Origin of the sequence: Lentzea sp. NPDC051208, assembly GCF_040682435.1 — a bacterium.
Taxonomy (GTDB): Bacteria; Actinomycetota; Actinomycetes; order Mycobacteriales; family Pseudonocardiaceae; genus Lentzea; species Lentzea kristufekii.
The window spans coordinates 24,398-48,911 of the sequence record NZ_JBFBAW010000005.1; the positions used below are offsets into that span (position 1 = coordinate 24,398).

General features: G+C 67.9%; 24 protein-coding genes. 14 read left to right on the forward strand and 10 right to left on the reverse strand.

All coding sequences use genetic code 11. The annotated features are described in order from the left end of the window. Window positions 1–3 precede the first annotated feature (3 nt). On the forward strand, window positions 4–1,116 hold the full coding sequence (locus tag AB0M48_RS12930) for an ABC transporter permease (protein WP_363841288.1): 1,113 nt from the start codon (window positions 4–6) through the stop codon (window positions 1,114–1,116). Between the two features lie 60 nt (window positions 1,117–1,176). Here AB0M48_RS12930 and serC read toward each other — a convergent pair whose 3' ends face one another. The 5 genes from serC to AB0M48_RS12955 form a co-directional block, all read right to left on the reverse strand. Beyond that, window positions 1,177–2,304, reverse strand: a complete 1,128-nt coding sequence (serC, locus tag AB0M48_RS12935) for a phosphoserine transaminase (protein WP_363840059.1) — start codon at window positions 2,302–2,304, stop codon at window positions 1,177–1,179. Between the two features lie 112 nt (window positions 2,305–2,416). Next, the gene (locus AB0M48_RS12940; RefSeq protein ID WP_363840062.1) at window positions 2,417–3,019 is read right to left on the reverse strand and encodes a response regulator transcription factor; all 603 of its coding nucleotides are present in this window, start codon (window positions 3,017–3,019) and stop codon (window positions 2,417–2,419) included. Next, window positions 3,016–4,071, reverse strand: a complete 1,056-nt coding sequence (locus tag AB0M48_RS12945; protein WP_363840065.1) for a sensor histidine kinase — start codon at window positions 4,069–4,071, stop codon at window positions 3,016–3,018. Before AB0M48_RS12945 ends, AB0M48_RS12940 begins: the two co-directional genes overlap by 4 nt. Further along, complete coding sequence (locus AB0M48_RS12950; RefSeq protein ID WP_363840068.1) at window positions 4,050–4,847, reverse strand: ABC transporter permease; 798 nt, start codon at window positions 4,845–4,847, stop codon at window positions 4,050–4,052. The genes AB0M48_RS12945 and AB0M48_RS12950 overlap by 22 nt, the downstream gene beginning before the upstream one ends. Continuing rightward, complete coding sequence (locus AB0M48_RS12955) at window positions 4,844–5,668, reverse strand: ABC transporter ATP-binding protein (RefSeq protein WP_363840071.1); 825 nt, start codon at window positions 5,666–5,668, stop codon at window positions 4,844–4,846. Before AB0M48_RS12955 ends, AB0M48_RS12950 begins: the two co-directional genes overlap by 4 nt. A gap of 144 nt (window positions 5,669–5,812) precedes the next feature. Between AB0M48_RS12955 and AB0M48_RS12960 the strand changes: the two genes are divergently transcribed. From AB0M48_RS12960 to AB0M48_RS12995, 8 genes are all read left to right on the forward strand, one after another. Further along, window positions 5,813–6,412, forward strand: coding sequence for an urease subunit gamma (locus AB0M48_RS12960; RefSeq protein WP_363840074.1), 600 nt, complete (start codon window positions 5,813–5,815; stop codon window positions 6,410–6,412). Continuing rightward, a complete protein-coding gene (locus AB0M48_RS12965) occupies window positions 6,409–8,091 on the forward strand; it encodes an urease subunit alpha (protein ID WP_363840077.1) in 1,683 nt (560 codons plus the stop codon). Before AB0M48_RS12960 ends, AB0M48_RS12965 begins: the two co-directional genes overlap by 4 nt. Then, window positions 8,088–8,699, forward strand: coding sequence for an urease accessory UreF family protein (locus tag AB0M48_RS12970; RefSeq protein ID WP_363841291.1), 612 nt, complete (start codon window positions 8,088–8,090; stop codon window positions 8,697–8,699). The genes AB0M48_RS12965 and AB0M48_RS12970 overlap by 4 nt, the downstream gene beginning before the upstream one ends. Next, window positions 8,689–9,324 (forward strand): urease accessory protein UreG, encoded by a 636-nt coding sequence (gene ureG / locus AB0M48_RS12975; RefSeq protein ID WP_363840080.1) that lies wholly within the window; start codon window positions 8,689–8,691, stop codon window positions 9,322–9,324. Before AB0M48_RS12970 ends, ureG begins: the two co-directional genes overlap by 11 nt. 10 nt (window positions 9,325–9,334) lie before the next feature. Beyond that, window positions 9,335–10,036 (forward strand): urease accessory protein UreD, encoded by a 702-nt coding sequence (locus AB0M48_RS12980; RefSeq protein WP_363840083.1) that lies wholly within the window; start codon window positions 9,335–9,337, stop codon window positions 10,034–10,036. A 155-nt stretch (window positions 10,037–10,191) separates the two neighbouring features. Then, the gene (pdxH, locus tag AB0M48_RS12985; RefSeq protein WP_090065406.1) at window positions 10,192–10,848 is read left to right on the forward strand and encodes a pyridoxamine 5'-phosphate oxidase; all 657 of its coding nucleotides are present in this window, start codon (window positions 10,192–10,194) and stop codon (window positions 10,846–10,848) included. Between the two features lie 249 nt (window positions 10,849–11,097). Next, window positions 11,098–13,032 carry an asparagine synthase (glutamine-hydrolyzing) gene (gene asnB / locus AB0M48_RS12990; RefSeq protein WP_363840087.1) on the forward strand — a complete coding sequence of 645 codons (1,935 nt, stop codon included), beginning with the start codon at window positions 11,098–11,100 and terminating at the stop codon, window positions 13,030–13,032. Window positions 13,033–13,091: 59 nt separating this feature from the next. After that, the gene (locus AB0M48_RS12995) at window positions 13,092–14,354 is read left to right on the forward strand and encodes an MFS transporter (protein ID WP_363840090.1); all 1,263 of its coding nucleotides are present in this window, start codon (window positions 13,092–13,094) and stop codon (window positions 14,352–14,354) included. On the opposite strand, the gene AB0M48_RS13000 is transcribed toward AB0M48_RS12995, so the two are convergent. Beyond that, the gene (locus tag AB0M48_RS13000; RefSeq protein ID WP_363840093.1) at window positions 14,338–15,132 is read right to left on the reverse strand and encodes a hypothetical protein; all 795 of its coding nucleotides are present in this window, start codon (window positions 15,130–15,132) and stop codon (window positions 14,338–14,340) included. The two genes, AB0M48_RS12995 and AB0M48_RS13000, sit on opposite strands and share 17 nt — an antisense overlap. An 80-nt stretch (window positions 15,133–15,212) precedes the next feature. Here AB0M48_RS13000 and AB0M48_RS13005 point away from each other — a divergent pair, with 80 nt between their 5' ends. Next, window positions 15,213–16,607, forward strand: a complete 1,395-nt coding sequence (locus tag AB0M48_RS13005; protein ID WP_363840096.1) for an APC family permease — start codon at window positions 15,213–15,215, stop codon at window positions 16,605–16,607. Here AB0M48_RS13005 and AB0M48_RS13010 read toward each other — a convergent pair whose 3' ends face one another. Both AB0M48_RS13010 and AB0M48_RS13015 read right to left on the reverse strand, forming a co-directional pair. After that, window positions 16,608–17,324, reverse strand: coding sequence for an AAA family ATPase (locus AB0M48_RS13010; RefSeq protein ID WP_363840099.1), 717 nt, complete (start codon window positions 17,322–17,324; stop codon window positions 16,608–16,610). Next, window positions 17,321–18,097: an MBL fold metallo-hydrolase gene (locus AB0M48_RS13015; protein ID WP_363840102.1), complete on the reverse strand. Its 777-nt coding sequence runs from the start codon at window positions 18,095–18,097 to the stop codon at window positions 17,321–17,323. Before AB0M48_RS13015 ends, AB0M48_RS13010 begins: the two co-directional genes overlap by 4 nt. Window positions 18,098–18,135: 38 nt before the next feature. Between AB0M48_RS13015 and AB0M48_RS13020 the strand changes: the two genes are divergently transcribed. Beyond that, complete coding sequence (locus tag AB0M48_RS13020) at window positions 18,136–19,023, forward strand: aldose 1-epimerase family protein (protein ID WP_363840105.1); 888 nt, start codon at window positions 18,136–18,138, stop codon at window positions 19,021–19,023. Window positions 19,024–19,136: 113 nt separating this feature from the next. Further along, entirely contained in the window at window positions 19,137–20,348 is a 1,212-nt protein-coding gene (locus tag AB0M48_RS13025; protein WP_363840108.1) for an amidohydrolase, read from the forward strand. Here the strand turns inward: AB0M48_RS13025 and AB0M48_RS13030 are convergent. Together AB0M48_RS13030 and AB0M48_RS13035 are read right to left on the reverse strand one after the other, a co-directional pair. Beyond that, a complete protein-coding gene (locus AB0M48_RS13030; RefSeq protein ID WP_363840111.1) occupies window positions 20,345–21,484 on the reverse strand; it encodes an acyl-CoA dehydrogenase family protein in 1,140 nt (379 codons plus the stop codon). The genes AB0M48_RS13025 and AB0M48_RS13030 overlap by 4 nt on opposite strands. A gap of 114 nt (window positions 21,485–21,598) precedes the next feature. Further along, entirely contained in the window at window positions 21,599–22,795 is a 1,197-nt protein-coding gene (locus AB0M48_RS13035) for an RNA-guided endonuclease TnpB family protein (protein ID WP_363840114.1), read from the reverse strand. Between the two features lie 155 nt (window positions 22,796–22,950). Between AB0M48_RS13035 and AB0M48_RS13040 the strand changes: the two genes are divergently transcribed. After that, window positions 22,951–23,541: a TetR/AcrR family transcriptional regulator gene (locus tag AB0M48_RS13040; RefSeq protein WP_030481420.1), complete on the forward strand. Its 591-nt coding sequence runs from the start codon at window positions 22,951–22,953 to the stop codon at window positions 23,539–23,541. A gap of 5 nt (window positions 23,542–23,546) precedes the next feature. Next, complete coding sequence (locus tag AB0M48_RS13045) at window positions 23,547–24,479, forward strand: carbohydrate kinase (protein ID WP_363840118.1); 933 nt, start codon at window positions 23,547–23,549, stop codon at window positions 24,477–24,479. The last annotated feature ends 35 nt before the right edge of the window (window positions 24,480–24,514 follow it).

Consider the following 24,514-nt stretch of genomic DNA (forward strand, 5'->3'; position numbering starts at 1 on the left):
GGCATGCGGACCCGCCCGATCCGCGCCGTGCTGTCCGCCCTGGGCATCGCGATCGGCATCGCCGCCGTGGTCGCGGTCGTCGGCATCCCGGCCTCCAGCGCGGCGGCACTCCAGGCGAAGATGTCCAAGCTGGGCACCAACCTCCTGACCGCCGCACCCGGCCAGGACTTCTTCGGCCAGGACGCGAAGCTGCCGGAGACGGCGGTGCCGATGGCCAAGCGGATCGGTGCGGTGTCGGCGGCCAGCGCCACCGGCAAGCTCTCCGCGAGCATCCGCAAGAACGACCTCGTGCCCGCGAGCGACACGCTCGGGCTGCAGGTGCAGGCGGCGGAGAAGGACCTGCTGAAGGTGCTGGGCGCCGAGGTCCGCAAGGGCCGGTGGCTGTCGCCGGGCGAGAAGTCGCTGGTGCTCGGGGCCACCGCGGCGTCACGCCTGGGGGTGGACGAGCCCGGCGTGCAGGTGTGGATCGACGGGCAGTGGTTCACCGTCGTCGGCATCCTCGGGCCGTTGCCGCTCTCCCCGGAGATCGACAGGTCCGCGCTGGTCGGCTGGGAGGCGGCGAAGGAGGCGTTCGGGTTCGAGGGCAACGCGAACACGGTCTACGTGCGCACGTCCCCGGACCAGGTCGACAACGTCCGCAACCTGCTCGGGCCGACGCTGAACCCGCAGAAGTCCAACGAGGTCAAGGTGTCGCGGCCGTCTGAGGCGCTGGAAGCGCAGCAGCTGGCCGAAAGTTCCTACAACGCGCTGTTCCTGGGTTTGGGCGGAGTCGCGTTGTTGGTGGGTGGCGTCGGCGTGGCGAACACGATGGTGATCTCGGTGCTGGAACGCCGGAGGGAGATCGGTCTGCGGCGGGCGCTCGGGGCGACCCGGCGGCAGATCCGGTGGCAGTTCCTGACCGAGTCGGTGCTGCTGTCCGGCCTTGGCGGACTGGTCGGCGTGATCGTGGGAATCGCGGTCACGGCCGGATATTCGATCAGTCAGCAATGGCCGGCGGCACTGCCGTGGCCGGCCCTGCTCGGGGGAGTGGGTTCGGCGATCCTCATCGGCGCCATCGCCGGCGTCTATCCCGCGGTGCGGGCGGCCCGTCAGTCGCCCACGGAAGCACTTGCCTGAAAAGCCCTGGGGTGCACCGACAAGCGAGTCGGTGCACCCCAGGCTGTTACGTCAAGAACTTCAGAGCTGGCCGACGACCCAGTCGATCGCCTGCGTCAGGATCGTGACGTCGTTCGGCTCGATGGCCGGGAACATCGCGACGCGCAGCTGGTTCTTGCCGAGCTTGCGGTACGGCTCGACGTCCACGATGCCGTTGGCGCGCAGCACCTTCGCCACGACGGCGGCGTCGACCTCGTCGGAGAAGTTGATCGTGCCGACGACCTGCGAGCGGTCAGCGGCCTTCTCGACGTACGGCGTGGTGTACGCGGTCTTCTCGGCCCACGAGTACAGGCGGTCGCTGCTGTCCTTCGTGCGCGCGACCGACCAGTCGAGGCCACCGTTGCCGTTGATCCAGTCGATCTGGTGCGCCAGCAGGAAGAGCGTGGCGACCGACGGCGTGTTGTACGTCTGGTCCTTGGTCGAGTTGTCGAGCGCGGTCGGCAGCGACAGGAACTCCGGGACCCAGCGGTCCTTGAGCTCCTCGACGCGGGCGAGCGCGGCGGGCGACATCAGCGCGAGCCACAGGCCGCCGTCCGAGGCGAACGACTTCTGCGGTGCGAAGTAGTAGACGTCGAAGTCCTCGGCCTTGACCGGCAGACCGCCGGCACCGGACGTCGCGTCGATCGCGATCAGCGCGTCGCCGGAGCCCTCGATGCGGGTCACGGGCATCGCGACACCGGTCGAGGTCTCGTTCTGCGCCCAGCCGACCAGGTCGGCGCCCTCGGCGTAGAAGAGCTCGGGGGCGGTGCCCGGCTCGGCCTTGGTGACCAGGGAGTCCTTCAGGAACGGCGCGGTCTGCGTGACCTTCGCGAACTTGGAGGAGAACTCACCGTTGGTGAAGTGCTGCGCGGTCTCGCGGACCAGTCCGAACGACGCCGCGTCCCAGAACGCCGTGGTGCCACCGTTGCCGAGCACGACCTCGTAGCCGTCCGGCAGCTGGAACAACTCGCGCAGTCCGGAGCGGACGCGGCCGACGAGGTTCTTGACGGGCTTCTGCCGGTGAGACGTGCCGAGCAGTGCCGCACCCTCGGACGCGAGGGCCGCGACGGCCTCGGGACGCACCTTGGACGGTCCACAGCCGAAGCGGCCGTCAGACGGCTTGAGCTCGGCGGGAAGCACCAACGAGGTCGGATCGGCGGTCTGGGTCATGTGGTCACGCCTCCGGGGCGATTGACGAGCTTCAGGGACCTGACCGGCGCCGTTGCCGGAGTTCACAGTGTTGCAGGAGGGTAGCCGGGAGGTGTCAACCGGGTGTCCTGCGTCACTGCAACATGCCTCGATCCATCGCTGTGGTGACCGCCGCTGTGCGGTCCGAGACGCCCAGCTTGTTGAACACCCGCAGCAGATGCGTCTTCACGGTCGCCTCCGAGATGAACAGCGTCCGGCCGATCTCGACGTTGGACATCCCCTTGGCGACCCACTTCAGCACCTCGGCCTCGCGCGCCGACAGAGGCGGGGTGCGGACCTGCCCGACGACCTTCGCGACCATCGACGGCGCCAGCACGGTCTCACCCCGCGCCGCCGCCCGGATGGCCGCGATGAGGTCTTCAGTCGTCGAGTCCTTCAGCAGGTACCCGGACGCACCGGCCTCAACCGCGCGAAGAATGTCCGAATCCGTTTCGTACGTGGTGAGCACCAGGACACGCGGCCCGGTCCCGGCGATCTTCGCGGTCGCGGCCACACCGTCCATTTCGGGCATCCGCAGGTCCATCAGCACGACGTCCGGCTTCAGCGACGCGGCCTTCTCGATGCCCTCCCGGCCGGAGCCGGCGTCGCCGACGACCTCGAGGTCGTCCGCGACGAGCATGCCCTTCAGGCCCTGACGCACCACGGGGTGGTCGTCCACCAGCAGGATCCTGATCACAGCGGTACCTCCACCAGCACTGACGCTCCCTCGTCCGAGGACAGCGAGAGCGTCCCACCCACCTGTTCGAGCCGTGCGCGCATGCCCCGCAGGCCGAAGCCTTCCGGAGCGTCGCCGAACCCGCGCCCGTCGTCGCGCACCTCCAGCGAGGTGCCGTCCTCGTCGAACCGCATCACCACGTCGACGCGGGACGCGTCCGAGTGGCGTGCCACGTTGGTCAGCGCCTCCTGCGCGGTCCGCAGCAGCACCACCTCGACCGAGGTGGCGAGCGGCACCGGGTCCCCGATCACCCGGAACGTCGACGGCAGCGACACCCCGGACACCAGCCGCCGCACCGCGTCCTCCAGCGAGGAACCGTCCAAAGGCGACGGTGCGTTGGACGCCACCAGCGCCCGTGCCTCGCGCAGGTTCTCCCGCGCCGTCTGCAACGCGAGGTCGACGTTCGGTTGCGCGCCCTGCAGCAGCGTGATGATCGACGTGAAGCCCTGCGCGAGCGTGTCGTGGATCTCGCCGGCCCAGCGGGCCCGTTCGGCCTCGATGGTGAGCGCCTCGATCCGGTCGAGCAGTTCGGCGCGCTGCCTGCTCTGGTCGGACATCCGGCCGATGGCCCAGCCGAACGCCTGGGAGAAGCCGATGATCAGCAGTGCGGCCGGCCACGGCAGTGCCGGGACGGCACCCGCGAGCCAGGTCAGGATCTGCGGCGTGAACACGAACAACACCATCGGGACGAACGCCCGGCCGACGGACAGCACCATGTAGATCTGCGGGACCAGGCCGAACAGGGCGAAGGTCGCGTTGCCGCTGAACCACACCGCCGGGGCGAAGGTGGCGAGCGAGCCGGCCGCGTAGACGAGCCCGCGCCAGTCGTCGACGCCGCGCTTGACCAGCTTCCTGCCGAAGAGCAGGAACCACACGCCGTTCAGGCACAACAACCCCGCCGCCGACAGCCGGTCGGCGAGGGTGTTGTCGTCGATCAGGATCAGCACCAGCGAGGTGGCCTGGGTGATCGCGAAGAGCACGTACCAGGTGATCAGCGACTGGTGTTGCTCCACCTGAAAGTCCTGCTGACGAGAACCAGGCCCACGATCGTCCACGCCCCGAGCACCAGCGCGATCTTGCCGAGCTCCCATGATCCCGCCGCCTCCATGACCGCGTAGTCGTCGTTCAGTGCGAACACCGAGCGGAAACCCTGGCACACCCACTTCAGCGGGAAGAGCGATCCCACCGTGCGCAGCGGCTCGGGCAGCGCCGTCTGCATGATGAACACGCCGCTGAGGAACTGCAGCACGATGTACGGCAGGTTCAGCACGCCCGCGGCGCTGCGGGTGGACTTCGCGATCGAGCTCAGCGCGACCCCGATCAGCGAGCAGGCGATGACGCCGAGGACGAAGACCCAGGCGAACGTGAACCACTTCTCCGCGCTCGACGGCAGTTCGACGTCGAACCGCAGGACGCCCACGGTCACCAGCAGCACGGCCTCGAAGAGGCTGGACACGAAGACCAGGATGATCTTGCCGATGAAGTAGGACGTGAACGGCATCGGCGTGCCGCGCAGGCGCTTGAGGGTGCCGTCCTCGCGGTCCGCCACGACGCTCATGCCGAGCCCGACGAACGACGTCGAGATGATGCCGGCGCCGATCATGCTGGCCGCGAACATCTGCGCGGCGGCGGGCTCCTTCACGTACACGGTGCCCAGCAGCAGCATCAGCAGCGCGGGCAAGGAGATCGTGAAGATCAGGTTTTCCTTCTGCCGGAAGAACTCCCGCAGCTCGGTCGCACCCCTCGCGAGACCGAGCGACAGGGTTCCGGGCAACGTTGCGGTGGTCACGCGATCAGCTCCAGGTAGACGTCTTCCAGCGACGGGCGGGTGACGGTGAGTTCGGCGAGCTCGCCGTGCCCCGACAGCTCGGCGATCGTCTTGGTGGGCTCGGAGGTGCGGATCTCCTGGTGGCCCCGGTCGGACAGCCAGCGCACGGTCGCGTCGGCGTGCGCCCGGCCGCCGAGCGTCTGCGGCGTGCCCTCGGCGACGACCCGGCCGCCCGCGAGCACCGCGACGCGGTCCGCGAGCGCCTCCGCCTCGTCCAGGTAGTGCGTGGTCAGCAGGATCGTGGTGCCCTCGGTGGCCAGCCGCTTGATCAGGCTCCAGAACTGGCGGCGCGCCTCGGGGTCGAAGCCGGTGGTCGGCTCGTCCAGGAACATCAGCTCCGGGCGGCCGATGATGCCGAGCGCCACGTCCAGGCGGCGCCGCTGGCCACCGGAGAGCGTGCCGCCGCGGGCCTTGGCCTTCTCGGTGAGCCCGACGAGGTCGATGACCTCCTCCGGGTCACGCGGGTCCGCGTAGTACCGGGCGTAGTGGTGCACGGCCTCGCGGACCGTGAGGTTCGCGGCGTCGGTCGCGCTCTGCAGGACGATGCCGAGCTTCGCGCGCCACTCCCGACCGGCCTTGGCCGGGTCGGCGCCCAGCACGCTGACCTCGCCGGCGTCCCGGTCGCGGTGCCCCTCCAGGATCTCGACGCTCGTGGTCTTGCCCGCACCGTTCGGGCCGAGGACGGCGAACACCTCGCCGCGGGCGACGTCGAGGTCGACCCCCGCCACCGCCTGGTGGCCCTTGTAGGCCTTCCGAAGGCCCCTCACTCGGATCGCGTTCATGGGACAAATCCTGCGTTTCCGAGGGGCCTGCCAGGGACGACCGCACCGCTGACTCCGGCTGTCAACCGGTCGGTGGACACGCGGTCGTGTTTCGGCCGTGTTTCCACTCCGCGATAGCGCGCTTTCGCGTGTTAGAACGGCGGAGTGCATCTGACGCCGCATGAACGGGACAAGCTCCTCGTGCACGTCGCTGCCGACGTGGCGCGGCGGAGGCTCGAACGCGGAGTGCTGCTCAACTACCCCGAGGCGGTCGCGTTGATCACCGACCACGTGCTGGAGGGTGCGCGGGACGGCCGCGCGGTCAGCGAGCTCATGGAGAGCGGGCGGACCGTGCTCGCGCCGGAACAGGTCATGCGCGGCGTGCCGGAGATGATCGACTCGGTGCAGGCGGAGGCGACGTTCCCGGACGGCACGAAGCTCGTCACCGTGCACCACCCGATCGCGCCCTCGGCCGGTCCGGCGCCGGGTGAGGTCATCGTCGGCTCCGAGCCCGTCGAGCTGAACCCCGGCCGGCCGCGCGTGACGATGGTCGTCGTGAACGTCGCCGACCGGCCCGTCCAGGTCGGGTCGCACTTCCACTTCGCCTCGGTCAACACGGGGCTGTCCTTCGACCGGGAGGCCGCGTTCGGCTACCGGCTCGACATCCCGGCGGGGACGGCCGTGCGGTTCGAGCCCGGTGTCGAACGCGAGGTCACGCTGGTTCCGCTGGCAGGCTTGAGGATCGTCCGGGGGTTGCAGCGATGATCGACCGCGAGCGTTATGCCGAACTGCTCGGGCCGACGGCCGGTGACCGGATCCGGCTCGCCGACACGGACCTGTTCATCGAGGTCACCGAGGACCGTTCCCGCGGTGCTGCCTCCGGCGACGAGGTGATCTTCGGCGGCGGCAAGGTGATCCGCGAGTCGATGGGGCAGGGCGTCGCGACCCGCGCCGAGGGTGCGCCCGACCTGGTCATCACCGGTGCGGTGGTCCTCGACCACTGGGGGGTCGTCAAGGCGGACGTCGGCGTGCGGGACGGGCGGATCGTCGCGATCGGCAAGGCGGGCAACCCGGACACGATGGACGGTGTGCACCCGTCGCTGGTGATCGGCCCGTCCACGGAGATCCTGTCCGGCAACGGGAAGGTCCTCACCGCGGGCGGCATCGACTGCCACGTGCACTTCATCTGCCCGCAGATCGTCGACGAGGCGCTGGCGTCCGGGCTGACGACGCTGATCGGCGGCGGCACCGGTCCGGCGGAGGGCACGAAGGCCACGACCGTCACGCCCGGAGCCTGGTACCTCGACCGCATGCTGACGTCGATGGACCACATGCCGGTCAACGTCCTGTTGCTGGGCAAGGGGAACACGGTCTCCGAGGAGGGACTGCGCGAGCAGCTCGCCGGCGGCGCGGGCGGGTTCAAGCTGCACGAGGACTGGGGCACCACGCCCGCCGCGATCGACGCCTGCCTGCGCATCGCGGACGAGTCCGGTGTCCAGGTCGCGATCCACACGGACACGTTGAACGAGGCCGGCTTCCTGGAGTCCACTGTGGACGCCATCGCCGGCCGGTCGATCAACGCTTACCACTCCGAGGGAGCCGGCGGCGGGCACGCGCCGGACATCATCCGCGTGGTCTCGCTGCCCAACGTGCTGCCGTCGTCGACCAACCCGACGCGCCCGCACACCGTCAACACGCTCGAAGAACACCTAGACATGCTGATGGTGTGCCACCACCTCAACCCGTCCGTGCCGGAGGACCTGGCGTTCGCCGAGTCGCGGATCCGGCCGACCACGATCGCGGCCGAGGACCTGCTGCACGACCTGGGCGCGATCTCGATGATCTCGTCCGACTCGCAGGCGATGGGCCGCGTCGGCGAGGTGATCATCCGGACCTGGCAGACCGCGCACGTGATGTCGTCGCGTCGTTCCATGGACTCGAACCTGCGGGCGCGGCGGTACGTCGCGAAGTACACGATCAACCCCGCTCTCGCGCACGGGATCGCCGACGAGGTCGGGTCGGTCGAGGCCGGCAAGCTGGCCGACCTGGTGCTGTGGGAGCCCAAGTTCTTCGGCGTGCGGCCCTCGGTGGTGCTGAAGGGCGGGTTCATCGCGTGGGGTGCGATGGGGGACGCGAACGCCTCGATCCCGACGCCGCAGCCGGTGTGGGCGCGGCCGATGTTCGGTGCGACGGCCGGTGCGGCCTCGTCGGTGTTCTTCGTCGCGCCGTCGGCGATCGAGGCCGGTGTCGGCGACCGGTACGCGCGGCGGGTGCTGCCGGTGGCCTCGACGCGTGCGGTGACCAAGGCGGACATGGTCCACAACGACGCGATGCCGGACGTCCGGGTCGATCCGGACAGCTTCGCCGTGCACGTCGACGGGGACCTGGTCGTGCCGTCGCCGGTCGCGGAACTGCCGATGGCCCAACGGTACTTCCTGTTCTGATGCTGACCGCGCTGATCCTCGCCGACTCCCGCTTCCCCGGCGGTGGCCACGTGCACTCCGGTGGGCTGGAGGAGGCCGCCTCGCGCGGGCTCGTGCACGACGAGCCGTCGCTGCGCACGTTCCTGCACGGCCGGTTGCTGGGAGCCGGGTTGCTGGCGGCCGGGTTCGCGGCCGCGGCGGCCCGTGGTGAGGACCTGGACGTGCTGGACGCGGAACTGGACGCGCGCACGCCCTCTCCCGCTCAGCGCTCGGCTTCGCGGGCGCAGGGACGGGGGATGCTGCGCGCGGCCCGGCGTGCCTGGCCTTCGGCGCGGCTCGACGCGTTGCCGCGCGACCCGCACCAGCCGCTGGTGATCGGCGTGCTGGTCGACGATGCCTTTGAAGCTGCTCTGACCTGCGCTTATCTGGCCGTGAGCGGACCGGCGTCGGCGGCTGTCCGGTTGCTCGGCCTGGATCCGTTCGGGGTCAACGCGCTCGTGGCGTCGCTTGCTGTGGAAGACGTTGCTTCGCGGGCGTGCAAGGAACTGCCCGCGCTGGGTTCGCCTGCCTTGGATCTCTTGGCCGAGGCACATGTCCGACGTGAAGGGGTGCGTCTCTTTGGGAGCTAACCACGGGCCCGACCCGCATGATCACCACCACGGAGTCGCGCCGCGGATCGGCATCGGCGGCCCGGTCGGCAGCGGCAAGACCGCCCTGACCGCGGCGTTGTGCCGGGCGCTGGGCTCGCAGCTGGAGCTCGCGGTCGTCACCAACGACATCTACACGACCGAGGACGCGGACTTCCTGCGCCGGGCCGGGGTGCTCGACCCGGCGCGGATCGAGGCGGTCCAGACGGGATGCTGCCCGCACACGGCCATCCGCGACGACATCACGGCCAACCTGGACGCGGTCGAGCGGCTCGAACACCGGTTCACCGGGCTGGACCTGGTGATCATCGAGAGCGGCGGGGACAACCTCACGGCGGTGTTCTCGCGCGGGCTCGTCGACCGGCAGATCTTCGTCGTGGACGTCGCCGGCGGGGACAAGGTGCCGCGCAAGGGCGGTCCCGGGGTCACGACCGCGGACCTGCTCGTCATCAACAAGACCGACCTGGCACCGTTCGTCGGCGCGGACATGGACGTGATGCTCTCCGACGCCCACCGGATGCGCGGCGAGCTGCCCGTCATCGCCCAGTCGCTGGTTGAGACGCCCGATGCGCCCGAGGTGGCGAAGTGGGTGCTGGCCCAGCTGTGAAGGGTGTGCGGTGAAGGCGTCGGCTCGGCTGGTCGTGGCCTTGGACTCGCACGGCAACAGCGTCGTGCGGGTCCTGCGGTCGATGACACCGTTGACATTGGTGCCGCATCGGCGCGTGGGCCCGGTTGCGTTGGTGCACCTGGTTTCCTCGGTGACGGCACCCCTGGGCGGCGATTCGTTGTCCTTGACCGTCGAAGTCGGTCCTGGAGCCTCACTTGAGCTTCGAGGTGTTGCGGCGACGCTGTTGTTGCCCGGTGCGTCCGGTGAGGAGTCTTCGTCCTCGGTGCGGTTCCTGGTCGAGGGGACTGTTCGCTACCTGCCAGAACCGACCGTCGTGACGAGCCGCGCGAACCACACTTCCGTGGTGGAGGCCGAATTGGACGGTCACGCTGAGTTGCGAACGCGTGAGGTTCTCGTGCTGGGGCGTGCGGGGGAGAAGCCGGGCACGTTGTCCTCGTTGCTGCGCGCAACCCGTTGCGGCAAGCCGTTGTTGCACCAGCAGCTGGTGGTCGGGGACGAGGCGGTCGACTCGTCGCCGGCGGGGCTGGCGGGCAAGAGGGTCGTCGGTACCGAGGTGGTGCTCGACTCTTCGGCGCGTGCTTCCGACGGTGGTGAGTGGTGGAGCGTCGTTCCGTTGGCAGCAGGCGGAACCCTTGCCACCGCACTGGGTGAAGACGTGGTCACCGTCACACGTGTGCTCGACGCCATCTGACTCGATCACGAATTCGATCCAGAACTGTTCTTTCTACGGACAGTCACCGTTCAGGTGGGGGTCATCACCGCGCAGGCGGTTTCGTGATCGGGCCTGTTTCCGTATGGTCGCGGGTCCAGGGACCACGAGTTCTGCCGCCGCTTGGAGGTTCGCCGATGACGGAGACCACGAACATCGCACTACCGGCGATGCGCGTGTCCTACGAGCAGGGCTCGCTCAGCGAGTCGGAGCTTGCCGCCACCTGGCACGAACAGCTCCAGCTGTGGCTCGACGAAGCGACCAACGCCGGGCTTCCGGAGCCGAACGCGATGGTGCTCGCGACTACCGACGTCAAGGGCCGGCCCTCGTCGCGGACCGTGCTGGCGAAGGGCTTGGACGCTCGCGGGTTGGTGTTCTTCACCAACTACACCTCGAACAAGTCCCACGATCTGATGGCCACCCGGTACGCGTCCGCCACGTTCCCGTGGTTCGCGATGCAGCGGCAGGCTCACGTACGCGGGGTTGTGGAGAAGGTCGGGCCGGTGGAGACCGCCGAGTACTGGAACTCCCGGCCTCGCGGGTCGCAGATCGGGGCTTGGGCCTCGCCTCAGTCGCGGGTTGTCGGCGGGCGGTCTACTTTGGAGTCCGCTCTGCACAAGATCGAGCGGCAGTTCGCTGACACCGAGAAGATTCCTGTGCCGCCGCATTGGGGTGGGTGGCGGATTCGGCCTGAGGAGGTCGAGTTCTGGCAGGGGCGGCGGGATCGGATGCATGATCGGCTTCGGTTCCGGGATGGCCGGGACGGGTGGAGCCTGGAGCGGGTTGCTCCGTAGTTCGGTCTAGGGCTTTTGCGGATGGGGTGTCTCCTGTGGGCGGGAGGCGCCCCTTTTGCTGTTCGGTTGTGTCGAGGGTCGCGGCTGTTGTGGGTGGTCACCTTGCGGGCGGCGAGCTTGGGTTGCGTGCTTTCCCTGAGGGCTGAACCTGACCGGTGACTCAGGCGTCCTTCGGGCGGCGGGGATGCCCGAAGTTCGCTTCGGCATACTGGGATTTCAGCAACAGCGAACTACGAGGTGCGATTTCACGTGTGCGGAGTGCTCGGACTCATCTGTTCCACTGAAGCCACCGCGGTCTCCGCGCGCGCCTCTGTGGCCGCAGCACTGCGCTGCCAGCGGCACCGCGGGCCTGACGAGCAGGACACCTGGGCTGATGCCGAGGTCGTTTACGGGTTCAACCGGCTGAGTTTCATCGACCTGGAGCACTCGCACCAGCCGCTGGTGTGGGGGCCGCCGGAGAACCCGACCCGGTACACGCTGAACTTCAACGGCGAGATCTACAACTACAAGGAGCTCCGGGCGGAGCTCATGCGGAAGTTCGGTGCGAACTTCAAGACGAACGGTGACGGTGAGGCCATCGTCGCTGGTTACCACTACCTCGGTGCCGACTGGGTCAAGATGTTGCGCGGCATGTTCGCGTTCATGATCTGGGATGCCGAGGAGCGGGTCGTCTTCGGCGCCCGGGATCCGTTCGGGATCAAGCCGTTGTACTGGGCCGCTGGGCCCGGTGGGGTTGGGTTCTCGTCAGAGAAGAAGAGCTTGTTGCAGCTCACCGGCGTTCTTGGGATCAGCCAGGAGCTGGATCAGACGGCGTTGCAGCACTACCTGGTGCTTCAGTACGTGCCTGAGCCCGAGTCGCTGCACAAGGCGATTCGGCGGGTCGAGTCCGGGACGTCGTTCAAGGTGTCGCCGGGTGGGCAGGTGCTGTTCAACCGGTACTTCAAGCCCGTGTTCTCGCCGCGGCCCGTGAACGGAGCGCATGAGGCTGAGGCGCTGTACGAGCGCATTGCCGACGTCATGCGTGACTCGGTGGCCAAGCACATGATTTCCGACCCGGACGTCACGGTCGGTGCGTTTCTGTCCGGCGGTATCGACTCCACGGCCACGGCTACGCTCGCCAAGCAGCACAACCCCAATCTCATCGCGTTCACCAGCGGTTTTGATCGCCAGGGGTACTCGGAGGTCGATGTTGCCGCGGAGACCGCGGCGGCCATCGGGGTGCGGCACGTCGTGAGGACCGTGTCTGCCGAAGAGATGATGGAAGAGCTTCCGCTCATCATCTGGTACCTCGACGACCCGGTGGCGGACCCGGCGCTGGTGCCGTTGTACTTCATCGCTAAGGAAGCGCGTAAGTACGTCAAGGCTGTGTTGTCCGGTGAGGGTGCGGACGAGCTGTTCGGCGGGTACGTGATCTACCACGAGCCGTTGTCGTTGTCGCCCTTCGAGAAGGTGCCGGGCGGCGTGCGCAAGCTGATGGGTGCGGTCTCGAAGTCCATTCCGGAGGGTGTGCGCGGGAAGGACCTGCTTCGGCGCGGAGCGCTCAAGCTCGAGGAGCGGTACTACGGGAACGCTCGCAACTTCAGTGACGCGCAGGTGCGTGCTGTGTTCCCGGGTTATGTGGAGGGCGTTGGGTTCCAGGACGTCACGGCGCCCTGGTACCGCGAGTCCGAGGCCTGGGACCCGGTCGCGCGGATGCAGCACATCGACCTCTTCACGTGGTTGCGCGGCGACATCCTCGTCAAGGCCGACAAGGTGACCATGGCGAACTCCATCGAGCTGCGCGTGCCGTTCCTCGACCCCGAGGTGTTCCGGGTCGCGGCCGAGGTGCCGCTCGACCAGAAGCTCACCGAGGGCACGACCAAGTACGCGCTGCGCAAGGCGTTGGCGAAGATCATTCCGGCGCACGTGCTCAACCGGCCCAAGCTCGGGTTCCCGGTGCCGATCCGGCACTGGCTGCGGGCCGAGATGTACGACTGGGCGCGCGGGATCATCAACGACTCGCAGACCGGGCACCTGCTCGACAAGAACGCGGTCATGGACCTGCTCGCCGAGCACAAGTCCGAGCAGTTCGACCGCAGCCGGCAGCTGTGGAGCGTGCTCTGCTTCATGATCTGGCACGGGATCTTCGTCGAGGGCCGGATCAGCCCGAAGGTGCCGGAGCCGGTGTACCCCGTCCGCCTTTGACGAGTGGGGTTGGTGACACCTCCACGTGGAGGGCTTGTTAGTTGTCATAGGCTAACCAAGTGGCCACTGTGGGGAGAAGCGCGCGCTCGACGTTCGTGATCGACACGCGACCGTTGAAGATCGTCGCGTATCGCCGGCTGTGGCTCTCCACGATCGTGACGGCGGTGGGCTCCCAGCTCACCGCCGTTGCCGTGCCCAAGCAGGTCTACGACCTCACCGGCTCGTCCGCGTGGGTCGGCATCGCCGCCGGTGTGGCGCTCGTGCCCTTGCTCGTGTTCGGGCTGTGGGGCGGCGCCGTCGCGGACACGGTCGACCGCCGCAAGCTGCTGCTCGTCACGAACACCGGCATCGCGGTCTCGTCGGTGCTGCTGTGGGCGCAGGCGGCGATGAACGTCGGCTCGGTGTGGCTGGTGATCGCCTTGCTGGGTCTGCAGCAGGTCTTCTTCGCGGCCAACGCTCCGGCGCGGCAGGCTTCCATCGCCAGGCTCGTGCCCGCGGAGCTGCTGCCTTCCGCCGGTGCGCTCGGCTCGACGGTCATGCAGTTCGGCGCGGTGCTCGGGCCGTTGCTCGCGGGTGCGTTCATGCCGGTCGTCGGGCTGTCCACGTTGTACCTGGTGGACGCGATCGCGCTCACCGCCACGGTCTACGCGGTGTGGAAGCTGCCCTCCATGCCCCCGCTCGACGGGGTGATCCGGCGGGCCGGCCTCAAGGACGTGCTGGCCGGGTTCACCTACCTGTGGGCGCAGAAGGTGCTGATGGCGAGCATGGTGCTGGACATCATCGCGATGGTGTTCGGCATGCCGCGGGCGCTGTTCCCGGAGATGGCCCAGCACACGTTCGGCGATCCGCCCGGCGGCGGGTTCGCGCTGGGCGTGCTGTTCGCGGCGATTCCGGTCGGCGCGGTGATCTGCGGTCTCACGTCCGGCTGGATCTCCAACGTCAGCAGGCACGGCGTCGCGCTGACGCTGGCCGTCGTGGGCTGGGGTCTCGCGATCATGGGCTTCGGTCTCGCCGGTTCACTGTGGGTCGCGGCGGCGTTCCTGGCGCTCGCGGGCGCGGCGGACATGGTGTCGATGGCGTTCCGCGGCGCGATCCTGCAGTCCGCCGCGACGGACGAGATGCGCGGACGGATGCAGGGCGTCTTCATCGTCGTCGTGGCGGGCGGGCCGCGCATCGCGGACCTGTTGCACGGCACGGGTGGCGCGGCGTTCGGCACGGCCGCGGCGGTGTCGGTCGGCGGCCTGCTGGTCGTCGTGGCGTCCGTTGCGATGGTGGCGTTGCTGCCGGCGATCTGGCGCTACCGCTTCAGTTCCGCGAGCTGACCTCGGCCGGGTTCGGCTCGGTGATCTTCACATCGGAGCCCCAGTCCGAGAAGCGGGCCTCGTCGACGATCTGCGCGCCCTGGAACTCGGTGTAGAAGGTGATGCGGATCGGCAGGCCGTTGCCGTCCAGCTCGATCTCACCGGTCGAACCGGCGACCTTCTGGTCCAGCGCGAGCTTGACCTCGGCTTTGAGGCCCTCGTCGGTGAGGTTGTCGTACGCCTTCTGGTAGTCGACGGCGATCGAGTACCGGGTGTTGCCGCCGACCTGCGCGGTCAGCCGGAGAGTGCCACCGGCCTGCATCACCGGCAGGTGGTACGTGGTGAAGACGGCCTGCTGGTAGACGACGTCGTGGAAGCCGAGCAGCGTCGTCGTGAAGTCGTCGTCGACCTTGCGGTCCAGCCTCACCCACGGCTTGTCGGCGGGCAGGCCGAAAACGGTGGCGGGCAGCTTCACGAACGCGGCGTCCTTCGTGGTCGAGACGAGCCGGAGTTCGACCGCCTCGCCGCCGGTCTGCACGGGACGCGTGGTGGTCGCGTCCATGCTGGGGACCTCGCCGCCCAGCCGCACGCTGCCGCTCGACGGTGCCCGCACGCCGCCACCGGTGGGTGGTGGCGTGATGGAGAAGCGGTAGGAACCCTTCTCACCGACGGTCTTGGTCACCGCGGTCACGAGGCTCTTCACGTCGCGGTGCTGGGACTGGTCGACGCTCGCGGGTTCGGAGGAGGAGCAGGCGGTCAGCGCCACGACGGCGATGATCGCGGTCGCCGCGAGTCTCATCGGGCAATTGTTACATCAAACGGGTGAGGTAGGCGTCCGTTCGTGCTGGTGGCCAGGCGACACGGGCAGAATCTTCGGGCATGGCTGAAGCGACTCCACAAACGGAGCAACCAGAGCTACATCGGGCAATCGGCCCGAAGCTGCTGCTGTTCTTCGTCGTCGGCGACATCCTCGGTACCGGCATCTACGCTCTCACCGGCAACGTGGCGGGCAAGATCGGCGGTGCGCTCTGGCTGCCCTTCCTGCTCGCGTTCGTGGTGGCGTTCCTGACCGCGTTCAGCTATCTGGAGCTCGTCGGCAAGTTCCCCAAGGCCGCCGGCGCCGCGCTGTACACGAACAGAGCGTTCAAGATCCACTTCCTGACGTTCATGGTCGCGTTCGCGGTCATGTGCTCCGGCATCACGTCGGCCTCGTCGGCCGCGCTCGCCTTCGGCCGCACGTACCTGCGGCAGTTGCTCATCGAGTTCTTCGACGTCGCGCTGAGCCCGGAGTCGCTGGTCATCACCGGTATCGCGATCGTCTTCATCGCCGGCCTCGCTCTGATCAACTTCCGCGGCGTGTCCGAGTCGGTCAAGACCAACGTGGTGCTGACCTGCATCGAGCTGTCCGGCCTGGTGATCATCATCCTCATCGGCGCGTGGGCGGTCGTCAACGGCGACGGTGACCCCGGCAGGCTCACCGAGATCAACGTCCCGTCCGGCAGCAACGTGATGCTCGCGGTCACCTCGGCCACGGCACTCGCGTTCTTCGCGATGGTCGGCTTCGAGGACTCGGTGAACATGGCCGAGGAGTGCCGCAACCCGGTCAAGATCTTCCCCCGCGCGATGCTGTGGGGCATGGGCATCGCGGCCCTGATCTACGTGCTCGTCGCGATCACGTCGTCGCTGCTGATCCCGTCCGACGAGCTCGCGAAGGCGAGCAGCGGCGCGTTGCTGAAGGTCGTCACCGTTGGTGCGCCGGGCTTCCCGCTGTGGATCTTCGCGTTGATCGGTCTGCTCGCCGTCATCAACTCGGCCCTGATCAACATGCTGATGGCGTCGCGGTTGTTGTACGGCATGGCGAACGAGAAGATCATCCCGAAGTTCTTCGGTGTCGTGCACCCGTTCCGCCGCACGCCGTGGATCTCGATCGTCTTCACGACGGGCGTCGCGGTGATCCTGGTGTCCACCGCCGACATCGGCAAGCTCGGCGGCACGACGTCGTTGCTGCTGCTGATCGTCTTCACCATCGTCAACGTCGCGTGCCTCGTGCTGCGCAAGGAACCGTCCGAGCACAAGCACTTCCGTGCGCCCACGTGGGCGCCGGTGCTCGGCGCGATCACGTGCGCGTACCTCGCCATCCCGTGGACGTCCGGTCGTCCGGCGGGCGACTACCTGATCGCGGGCTACCTGCTGCTCGCCGGTCTGGTGCTCTGGGGCATCAACCGCGTGCTGCACGGCAAGGTGGAGATCCACCCGGAGAACCTCAGGAAGTAGCTAGTCGAGCAGGTGCTTCAGGAACCGGTCCGGTTCGCCCAGGAAGTTGCGGGTGAGCCGGACCGGTTCCGCTGCGTCGTAGGAGACTTCGTCGATCGTGTCGGTGATCTCGAGGATCGTGGCGTTCGGTGCCGCGAGCAGGATCGGCGAGTGCGTGGCGATGATGAACTGCGAACCTTCTTCCACGAGTTCGTGCATGCGCCTCAGGACCGTCAGGCAGCCTTTGACCGAGAGCGCGGCCTCTGGTTCGTCGAGGATGTAGAGGCCCCTGCTGCCGAACCTGTGGTTCATCAGGTCGATGAAGCTCTCGCCGTGCGACCGCTCGTGCAACGACTTCCCGCCGTACGACGCGTGGATCCCCCCACCGATCCGGTCGATCTCGGTGGCGACGTTGTAGAACGACTCGGCGCGCAGGAAGAACCCGGTCCTGGGTTTCCTCGTGCCCCTGGTGAGGATCAGGTAGTCGCCGAGTGACGACTCCGTCGCCTTGGTCGCGAAGTTGAACGACTGGGTGCCGCCCTCGGCGTTGAACCCCGCCGCCACCGCGATAGCCTCGACCAGCGTGGACTTGCCCGCGCCGTTGTCGCCCGTCAGGAACGTGATGGGCGCCGTGAGCTCCAGCGGCTGTTTGATCAGGTGCTGGACGACCGGGAGCGTGAACGGGTAGCGGTGCGTGTCGTGCACCTGGTCGAGGCGGATGCGCTGGATGAACGTCATGCCAGCCGTGCCAGCTCGACCGGGTCGTGGGCGCAGAACACCTCGGCCTCGCCGCTCGCCTTGAGCTCCCTGAGGCGTTCCACATTGGACAAACGCTGCTCGCGGATCGTCTCGGTCTGCCTGGCGGTGAGCTTGAGCGCGAAGATGTTGCTGGGCGGCGTCTCGACCTCGCCGCGGTAGAAGTACGCGTCGCCGGCGTGCAGCAGCCAGCCGTCGTCCGACTTCACCGCGATGCCGGTGTGGCCGCGGGTGTGGCCGATCAACGGCACCATCAGCACCTCTTCCGGCAGGCCGGCGATGTTCTGCACGGCCTGGAAGCCGAACCAGTCCCCGCCCTCGGCTTTGTGCGTCTCGAACTTGACGCCGTCCCGCTGCGCCTTCGGGTACCGCGCCCGCTCCTTGGTGCCACGAGCGTTGGTCGCGGCCTCCAGTTCGGTGTCCAGCACGTGCACGGTGGCCTTGGGGAAGTCGCGCAGCCCGCCCGCGTGGTCGAGGTCGAGGTGGGTGAGCAGGATGTGGCGCACGTCGTCCGCCGTGTAACCGCGCTTCTCGACGTGGCTGATCGCCGTCTCGGTGATGTCGAGCGCCGGGTTGAGCAGCTTGCGGCTCAGGGGGTCGATCGTCGCCTTCGGGTTGGTCACCTCGTTGGTGCCGAAGCCGGTGTCGACCAGGACCAGGCCCTGGTCGGTCTCGATCAGCAGGCAGTGGGCCACGAGCCCGCCCGCGACCAGGGGAGGCCGGAACGTGGCGCAGTTGAGGTGATGAACCTTCATGGGCAAATCCTTCCGCTGGCCCCGTAGGCTTCAGCCTCATGTTGGGGATCTCGTACGAGGGTGCCACCGCCGTGATCACGACTGTAGGCGCGGGGCTGCGGTCTTTCGAGGTGGACGGCGTGCCGTACGTGGAGACGTTCGGTGCTGACGAGAAACCGCCGATGAGCGCCGGGGCCGTGCTGGTGCCCTGGCCGAACCGGACCGCCGGTGCCTCCTGGGTGCTGGACGGGGTTCGGCAGCAGCTGGAGGTCACCGAGCCTGCTCGCGGGAACGCGGTTCACGGGCTGCTGCGACGGCGTCCGTGGGCTGTTCTGGAGCACACCGGGTCGTTGGTGTCCTTGCGGGCCGTGATCGAGCCTCAGGCCGGGTGGCCTGCTGCTTTGGACGTCACTGTGTCTTACGCGCTGGATGATCGTGGGCTCACCATCACGCATGGGGTCACCAACGTCGGGGATCTGGCTACGCCGTTCGGTGTCGGCATGCATCCGTATCCGCGGGCTGGGAACGCTTCTACCGATTCGTGCACTTTGACGCTGGCCGCTACGACGGTGCTGCCGTTGGATGCCGAGCGGATGGTGCCCTCTGGGCCGGCTGTGCCGGTGGAGGGGACCGAGTTCGACTTCCGTGGTGGGCGCTCGTTGGAAGGTGTTCGGTTGGACACGCCCTTTGGGGGGTGTGAGCCTGGAGTGGACGGGCTGGTCCACCACACGTTGGTCGCCGAGAGCGGTGGGGTCGAGGTGTGGGCCGATCCTGCGTTTCGGTGGGTTCAGGTTTACACGCCTGATTCTTATCCTGGGCGGGGGCGGGCTGTGGCTGTCGAGCCCATGACCTGTCCGCCGGATGCTTTGAATTCCGGGGTGGATTTGATCTGGGTTTCTCCTGGGGAGTCTTGGGGGGCTCGGTGGGGGATTCGGCCGTTGGGCTGAGTGCGCCGGTTGCTCAGAGGGTTGCGCCTGCCCGCTTGGTGAGGACGGCTCGCCTTCGGCATCGCTTGGCTAGGGGTGGCCGACTGTCCGGCTAACCGTTAGCGTTGCTAACCATGGACATCGCGATCACCGGTGGTTACGTCGTTCCCGTCGACGGCGAGCCCTTTGAAGGCGGCACTGTTCTCATCCAGGGCGGCAAGATCGTTGCTGTGGGTGCTGACGTCGACATCCCTGACGGGGTTCAGGTTGTTGACGCTGACGGGGCCTGGGTTTTGCCCGGGTTCGTCGAGGCTCATGCGCACATCGGTGTCCATGAGGAGGCCGAGGGGTGGGCCGGGCAGGACACCAACGAGATGACCGATCCCGTTGGGGCTCGGATGCGGGCGCTTGACGCGATCAACCCTGCTGACCTCGGGTTTGCCGACGCGCTCAGTGGTGGGGTCACCACTGCGGTGATCAAGCCCGGGTCCGGTAACCCCATCGGTGGGCAGACCGTTGCGGTGAAGTGCTGGGGGCGGACTGTTGACGAGATGCTCGTCAAGGAGCCTGTCAGCGTCAAGAGTGCGCTTGGTGAGAACCCCAAGCGGGTGTACGGCGAGAAGGGGAAGTTGCCGTCTACTCGGCAAGGGGTTGCGGCGGTCATTCGCGATGAGTTGACCAAGGCTCAGGACTACCTCGCCAAGAAGGCCGAGGCCGAGGCCGACGGGAAGCCCTTTGACCGCAACACCACCCTTGAGGTGCTGGGGAAGGTGCTCTCCGGTGAGTTGGGCTGGTGCCAGCACGCTCATCGGGCCGACGACATCGCTACGGCTATTCGGTTGTCGGAGGAGTTCGGGTATCGGCTGATCCTCAACCATGGGACTGAGGGGCATCTGATCGCGGATGTCATTGCTGACAAGGGGATCCCGGTGATCATCGGGCCGTTGTTCACCAGCCGGTCCAAAGTGGAGTTGCGGAATCGTGGGCTGCGCAATCCTGGGATCTTGGCTCGGGCCGGGGTGGAGCTGGCGATCACGACCGACCATCCCGTTGTGCCCATTCACTTCCTGGTGCACCAGGCCACTTTGGCGGTGAAGGAAGGGTTGGACAGTGATGTCGCGCTGCAGTCGATCACTACCAACCCGGCGCGGATCATGGGGCTGGACGACCGGGTCGGTGCGTTGAAGCCCGGGCTTGACGGTGATGTTGTCGTCTGGTCCGGGGATCCGCTTGACGTGATGAGCCGGGCTTTGCACGTGTTCGTGCAGGGGCGTGAGGTCTACACGTGGGACGAGGCCGCTGGTGAAGGGGTCGTGGCCGACCCCTTCTACCGCGAGCGCGTCTAGCGGAGGCCTCGGCCGATCACCAGGCGCTGGATCTGGTTGGTGCCCTCGAAGATCTGCAGGACCTTGGCCTCGCGCATGTAGCGCTCCACCGGGAAGTCGCGGGTGTAGCCGGCGCCGCCCAGCACCTGGACGGCGTCGGTCGTCACCTTCATCGCCGCGTCCGTGGCGATGAGCTTGGCGATCGACGCCTGCTGGCGGAAGGGGAGGCCCTTGTCGCGGCGGCGGGCTGCCGAGATGTAGGTGGCCCGGGCCGATTCGACGGCCGCTGCCATGTCCGCCAGCAGGAATTCGAGGCCCTGGAACTCGATGATCGGGCGGCCGAACTGGGTTCGGGTCTTGGCGTAGGCGACTGCTTCGTCCAGGGCGGCTTGGGCCAAGCCCACTGCGCAGGCGGCGATGCCGAGCCGGCCCGAGTCCAAAGCGGACAGTGCGATCTTGAGGCCGTCGCCCTCTTCGCCGATCAGGCGGTCGGTGCCGAAGCGGACGTCGTCGAACTGCAGTTGCGCGGTGATGGAGCCGGTGAGGCCCATCTTGCGTTCCGGGGTGGCTGCGGTGAGGCCCTGGGTCTCGCCGGGGGCCAGGAAGCAGGAGATGCCTCGGCCCGCGTCGGGGGACGTGCGGGCCATCAGGGTGTAGAAGTCGGCGGCGCCGGCGTGGGTGATCCACGCCTTGGTGCCGTTCACGACGTACTCGGAGCCCTTGCGGACCGCCCTGGTCGACATGGCCGCCGGGTCGGAGCCCGCCTGGACCTCGGACAGGGCGTAGCCGCCGAGCAGTTCACCCTCGAGCATCTCGGGGAGCCAGCGGTCCTGCTGTTCGCGAGTGCCGAAGGTGGCTAGGCCGTAGCACGACATGACGTGCACGGAGAGGCCCACGGCGACCGTCATCCACGCGGAGGCGACCTCTTCGAGGGCCTGCAGGTACACCTCGTAGGGCTGCTCGCCGCCGCCGAACTCCTCGGGGTACGGCAGGCCCAGGAGGCCTGACCTGCCCAGCAGGCGGAACGCGTCGCGGGGGAACTTCTCGTTCTCCTCGGCGTCCGCGGCGTGGGGCTTCAGTTCGTCCCGCGCGATCTCCTTGACCAGCGCGATCAGGTCCTCGGCCTCTTGCGTGGGGAGCAACCGCTCGGCGGGCATCGTCGACCTCCGGTGTGTACTGGTAGCTGTACTCTAGTGCGTTGTGCAGTACAGCTGCCAGTGAATGTGGCAGGGTCGTCACTTGGCTTCCTCTTCCTCGTGAACGAGGAGGTCCTACGGCTCGCGCCGCAGGGTTTTCTGCTTCGTCACCGACTGCCCGCCCGGAGTATTCCGTTGAGGTCTTACGTCGGCTCCACAGACCGACTCCGCCAGCCCGGCGGTCAGAATGTTGCGTGCCGCGTTCACGTCCCGATCATGGGCTGCACCGCAGACGCAGGTCCACGTGCGCACCGACAGCGGCATCGCCGCCGCGAGTTCGCCGCAGGCCGAGCGCAGCCTGGACGACGGGAACCAGCGATCAACAATGATCACTTCCCGTCCGTACCAGGCTGTTTTGTATTCGAGCATGGTCCGGAACTGCCGCCAGCCCGCGTCGCTGATGGCGCGGGCGAGCCTCCGGTTTCTGACCATGTTGGACACGGTCAGGTCCTCGATCACGAGCGTTTGGTTTTCGCGCACGAGCCGAGTGGTGATCTTGTGCAGGTAGTCCTGCCGCCGGTCGGAGATCCTGGCATGGATGCGGGCGACCTCGACGCGGGCCTTGTCCCGGTTTCTGCTGCCCTTCTGCTTGCGGCACAGGGCTCGCTGGGCCTTGGCCAGACGTTTTCGTTCGCAGCGTTCGTGTCGCGGATTGGAGATCTTCTCCCCGGTCGACAGGGTCAGCAGGTCGTCGAGACCAGCGTCGATGCCCACCGCCGAGCCAACGGTGGGAAGCGCCGTCACCCCGGGGTCCTCGCACAGCAAAGACACGAACCATCGCCCGGCCGCGTCCCGCGACACGGTCACCCTGGAAGGCGCCGCTCCCTCGGGCAGCGGCCGAGACCACACGATGTCGAGCGGCTCGGTCATCTTCGCCAGCGTCACCACGCCGTCACGGAACCGGAACGCCGAGCAGGTGTACTCCGCCGACGCGCGGGACTTCTTGCGCGACTTGAACCTGGGATAACGGGTGCGTCCGCCCCAGAAGCTGGTGAACGCGGTCTGGAGGTGTCGCAGCGTCTGCTGCAGTGGCACGCAGGACACCTCGGCCAGGAACGCCAGATCCCTGGTCTTCTTCCACTCGGTCAGCATGGCCGATGTGGCGTTGTAGCTGACCCGCTGCCGACGCAGCGTCCACGCTTCCGTACGCGCCTGCAACGCCAAGTTGTACACCTTGCGGACACACCCGAACGTGCGCGACAGCTCCGCAGCCTGCGATGCTGTTGGGTAGAAGCGGTATTTGAACGCCCGCTTGACGGGGCCAAACGACATGGTTCGCACGGTACCGGTGGTGAACGTGCGGCAAAGGTGTCACACGAGCGCAGCGAGTCAGCCTTGGCTGCTGATCGCCGCACCTCGCCCTGCTCCGCAGGGCATTCGTCTCCTCGCCGGCCTGAAGGCCCAGGTATCCACGAAAGAAGTCCAGAATGACGCGGGCGCTCACGCAGCGGCAGGCCGAGTTGCTCACCCGGTTGGAGGCGTTGTTCCTCACCGAGGGCTTCGGGCATCTCACCCTGGATGACATCGCGGGCAGGCTGCACTGCTCGAAATCGACGCTGTACGCGCTCGCCGGCAGCAAGGAACAGCTGGCCGTCAGGGTCGTCGGCCGGTACTTCAAGGGGGCCGCCGAGCGCATCGAGAAGCGCATCGCGGGCCTGGACGACGTGCGCAAACGCATCGGCAGCTATCTCGCCGGGGCCGCCGAGGAGCTGAACAAGGCGTCCGCGGCGTTCATCGCGGACGTGTCGGACTTCCCGCCCACGCGCGCCACGTACGAACGCAACGCTCGCGCTGCGGCCGAGCGCATCAAGGCGTTCATCCAGGACGGTGTCGAGCGGCACGTGTTCCGCGAGGTGCACGCGACGTTGTTCGCCGAGATGGCCGGGCTGCTCATCGAAAGCATCCAGACGGGCGTCCTCACGAAACGGGCAGGTGTTTCGGACGCCGAGGCGTTCACCGCGCTGGGCGAACTGTTGTTGGATGGGCTCCAGAGGAACGGGGTCTCCCAGAAGGAGTAGAGCGCGTGATCGTGGTTGCTGGTGAGGCGCTGGTCGACATGGTGCCGGTGGGGGACGACGAGCTCACGCCGCTCGCGCCGAAGCTCGGTGGCGGGCCGTACAACGTGGCCGTCGCGCTCGGGCGGCTGGACGTGCCGACGGGCTTCCTGTCGCGGGTGTCGACCGACCACTTCGGGGAGCAGCTGATCAAGCGGCTGCACGCGTCGGAGGTGGCGACGGACCTGGTCCAACGTGGACCGGAGAACACCACGCTCGCCGTCGTCGGGCTGGCTGACGACGGGTCGGCGCGCTACTCGTTCTACGTCGACGGCACCGCCGATCGCCTTGTCGAGGACCCCGGTCCGCTGCCGGCGGAAGCGAAGGCCGTGTCGTTCGGCACGCTCTCGCTGGTGCTGGAGCCCGGTGCCTCGGTCTACGAGACGGTGCTGCGGCGGGAGAGCAAGCGCTTGCTGACGGCGCTCGACCCCAACATCCGGGCAGGCCTGATCCACGATCCGGGCGCCTACCGGGCGCGGTTCCGGTCGTGGCTGCCGGACGTCGGGCTGCTGAAGCTCTCGGTCGAGGACGCGCGGTGGCTCGCCGAGCAGGACGACGTGATCGAGATCGCAAGGACGTGGATTTCACAGGGACCGGCCGCCGTCGTGCTGACGAAAGGCGGGGACGGCCTGTCCGTGATCACCGCCACCGGACAGGTCGACGTGCCGCCCGTGAAGGTGGACGTGGTCGACACGATCGGTGCGGGCGACACGGTGCAAGGCGCCCTGCTCGCGTGGCTGCACGACCACGACGCGTTGAGTGCGGAGAAGATCCGCGGCCTCTCCGCGGATGAATGGACCGCCGCATTGACGTACGCCGGTGCGGCCGCCGCGATCACATGTTCCCGCGCGGGTGCCGAGCCGCCCTTTGCGAGCGAACTCACCGCCGCGTTGGGTGGATAAAACGGAGGATCGGACTACCGTGGGGTAGCCGCGCT

What these genes read in the sequence shown, in the direction of transcription:
- AB0M48_RS12930 (WP_363841288.1), top strand. Translation starts at nt 4, where the DNA reads ATGCGGACCCGCCCGATCCGCGCCGTGCTGTCCGCCCTGGGCATCGCG.
- serC (WP_363840059.1), bottom strand. Translation starts at nt 2,304, where the DNA reads ATGACCCAGACCGCCGATCCGACCTCGTTGGTGCTTCCCGCCGAGCTC.
- AB0M48_RS12955 (WP_363840071.1), bottom strand. Translation starts at nt 5,668, where the DNA reads ATGAACGCGATCCGAGTGAGGGGCCTTCGGAAGGCCTACAAGGGCCAC.
- AB0M48_RS12965 (WP_363840077.1), top strand. Translation starts at nt 6,409, where the DNA reads ATGATCGACCGCGAGCGTTATGCCGAACTGCTCGGGCCGACGGCCGGT.
- pdxH (WP_090065406.1), top strand. Translation starts at nt 10,192, where the DNA reads ATGACGGAGACCACGAACATCGCACTACCGGCGATGCGCGTGTCCTAC.
- AB0M48_RS13000 (WP_363840093.1), bottom strand. Translation starts at nt 15,132, where the DNA reads ATGAGACTCGCGGCGACCGCGATCATCGCCGTCGTGGCGCTGACCGCC.
- AB0M48_RS13005 (WP_363840096.1), top strand. Translation starts at nt 15,213, where the DNA reads ATGGCTGAAGCGACTCCACAAACGGAGCAACCAGAGCTACATCGGGCA.
- AB0M48_RS13010 (WP_363840099.1), bottom strand. Translation starts at nt 17,324, where the DNA reads ATGACGTTCATCCAGCGCATCCGCCTCGACCAGGTGCACGACACGCAC.
- AB0M48_RS13015 (WP_363840102.1), bottom strand. Translation starts at nt 18,097, where the DNA reads ATGAAGGTTCATCACCTCAACTGCGCCACGTTCCGGCCTCCCCTGGTC.
- AB0M48_RS13020 (WP_363840105.1), top strand. Translation starts at nt 18,136, where the DNA reads ATGTTGGGGATCTCGTACGAGGGTGCCACCGCCGTGATCACGACTGTA.
- AB0M48_RS13025 (WP_363840108.1), top strand. Translation starts at nt 19,137, where the DNA reads ATGGACATCGCGATCACCGGTGGTTACGTCGTTCCCGTCGACGGCGAG.
- AB0M48_RS13030 (WP_363840111.1), bottom strand. Translation starts at nt 21,484, where the DNA reads ATGCCCGCCGAGCGGTTGCTCCCCACGCAAGAGGCCGAGGACCTGATC.
- AB0M48_RS13035 (WP_363840114.1), bottom strand. Translation starts at nt 22,795, where the DNA reads ATGTCGTTTGGCCCCGTCAAGCGGGCGTTCAAATACCGCTTCTACCCA.
- AB0M48_RS13040 (WP_030481420.1), top strand. Translation starts at nt 22,951, where the DNA reads ATGACGCGGGCGCTCACGCAGCGGCAGGCCGAGTTGCTCACCCGGTTG.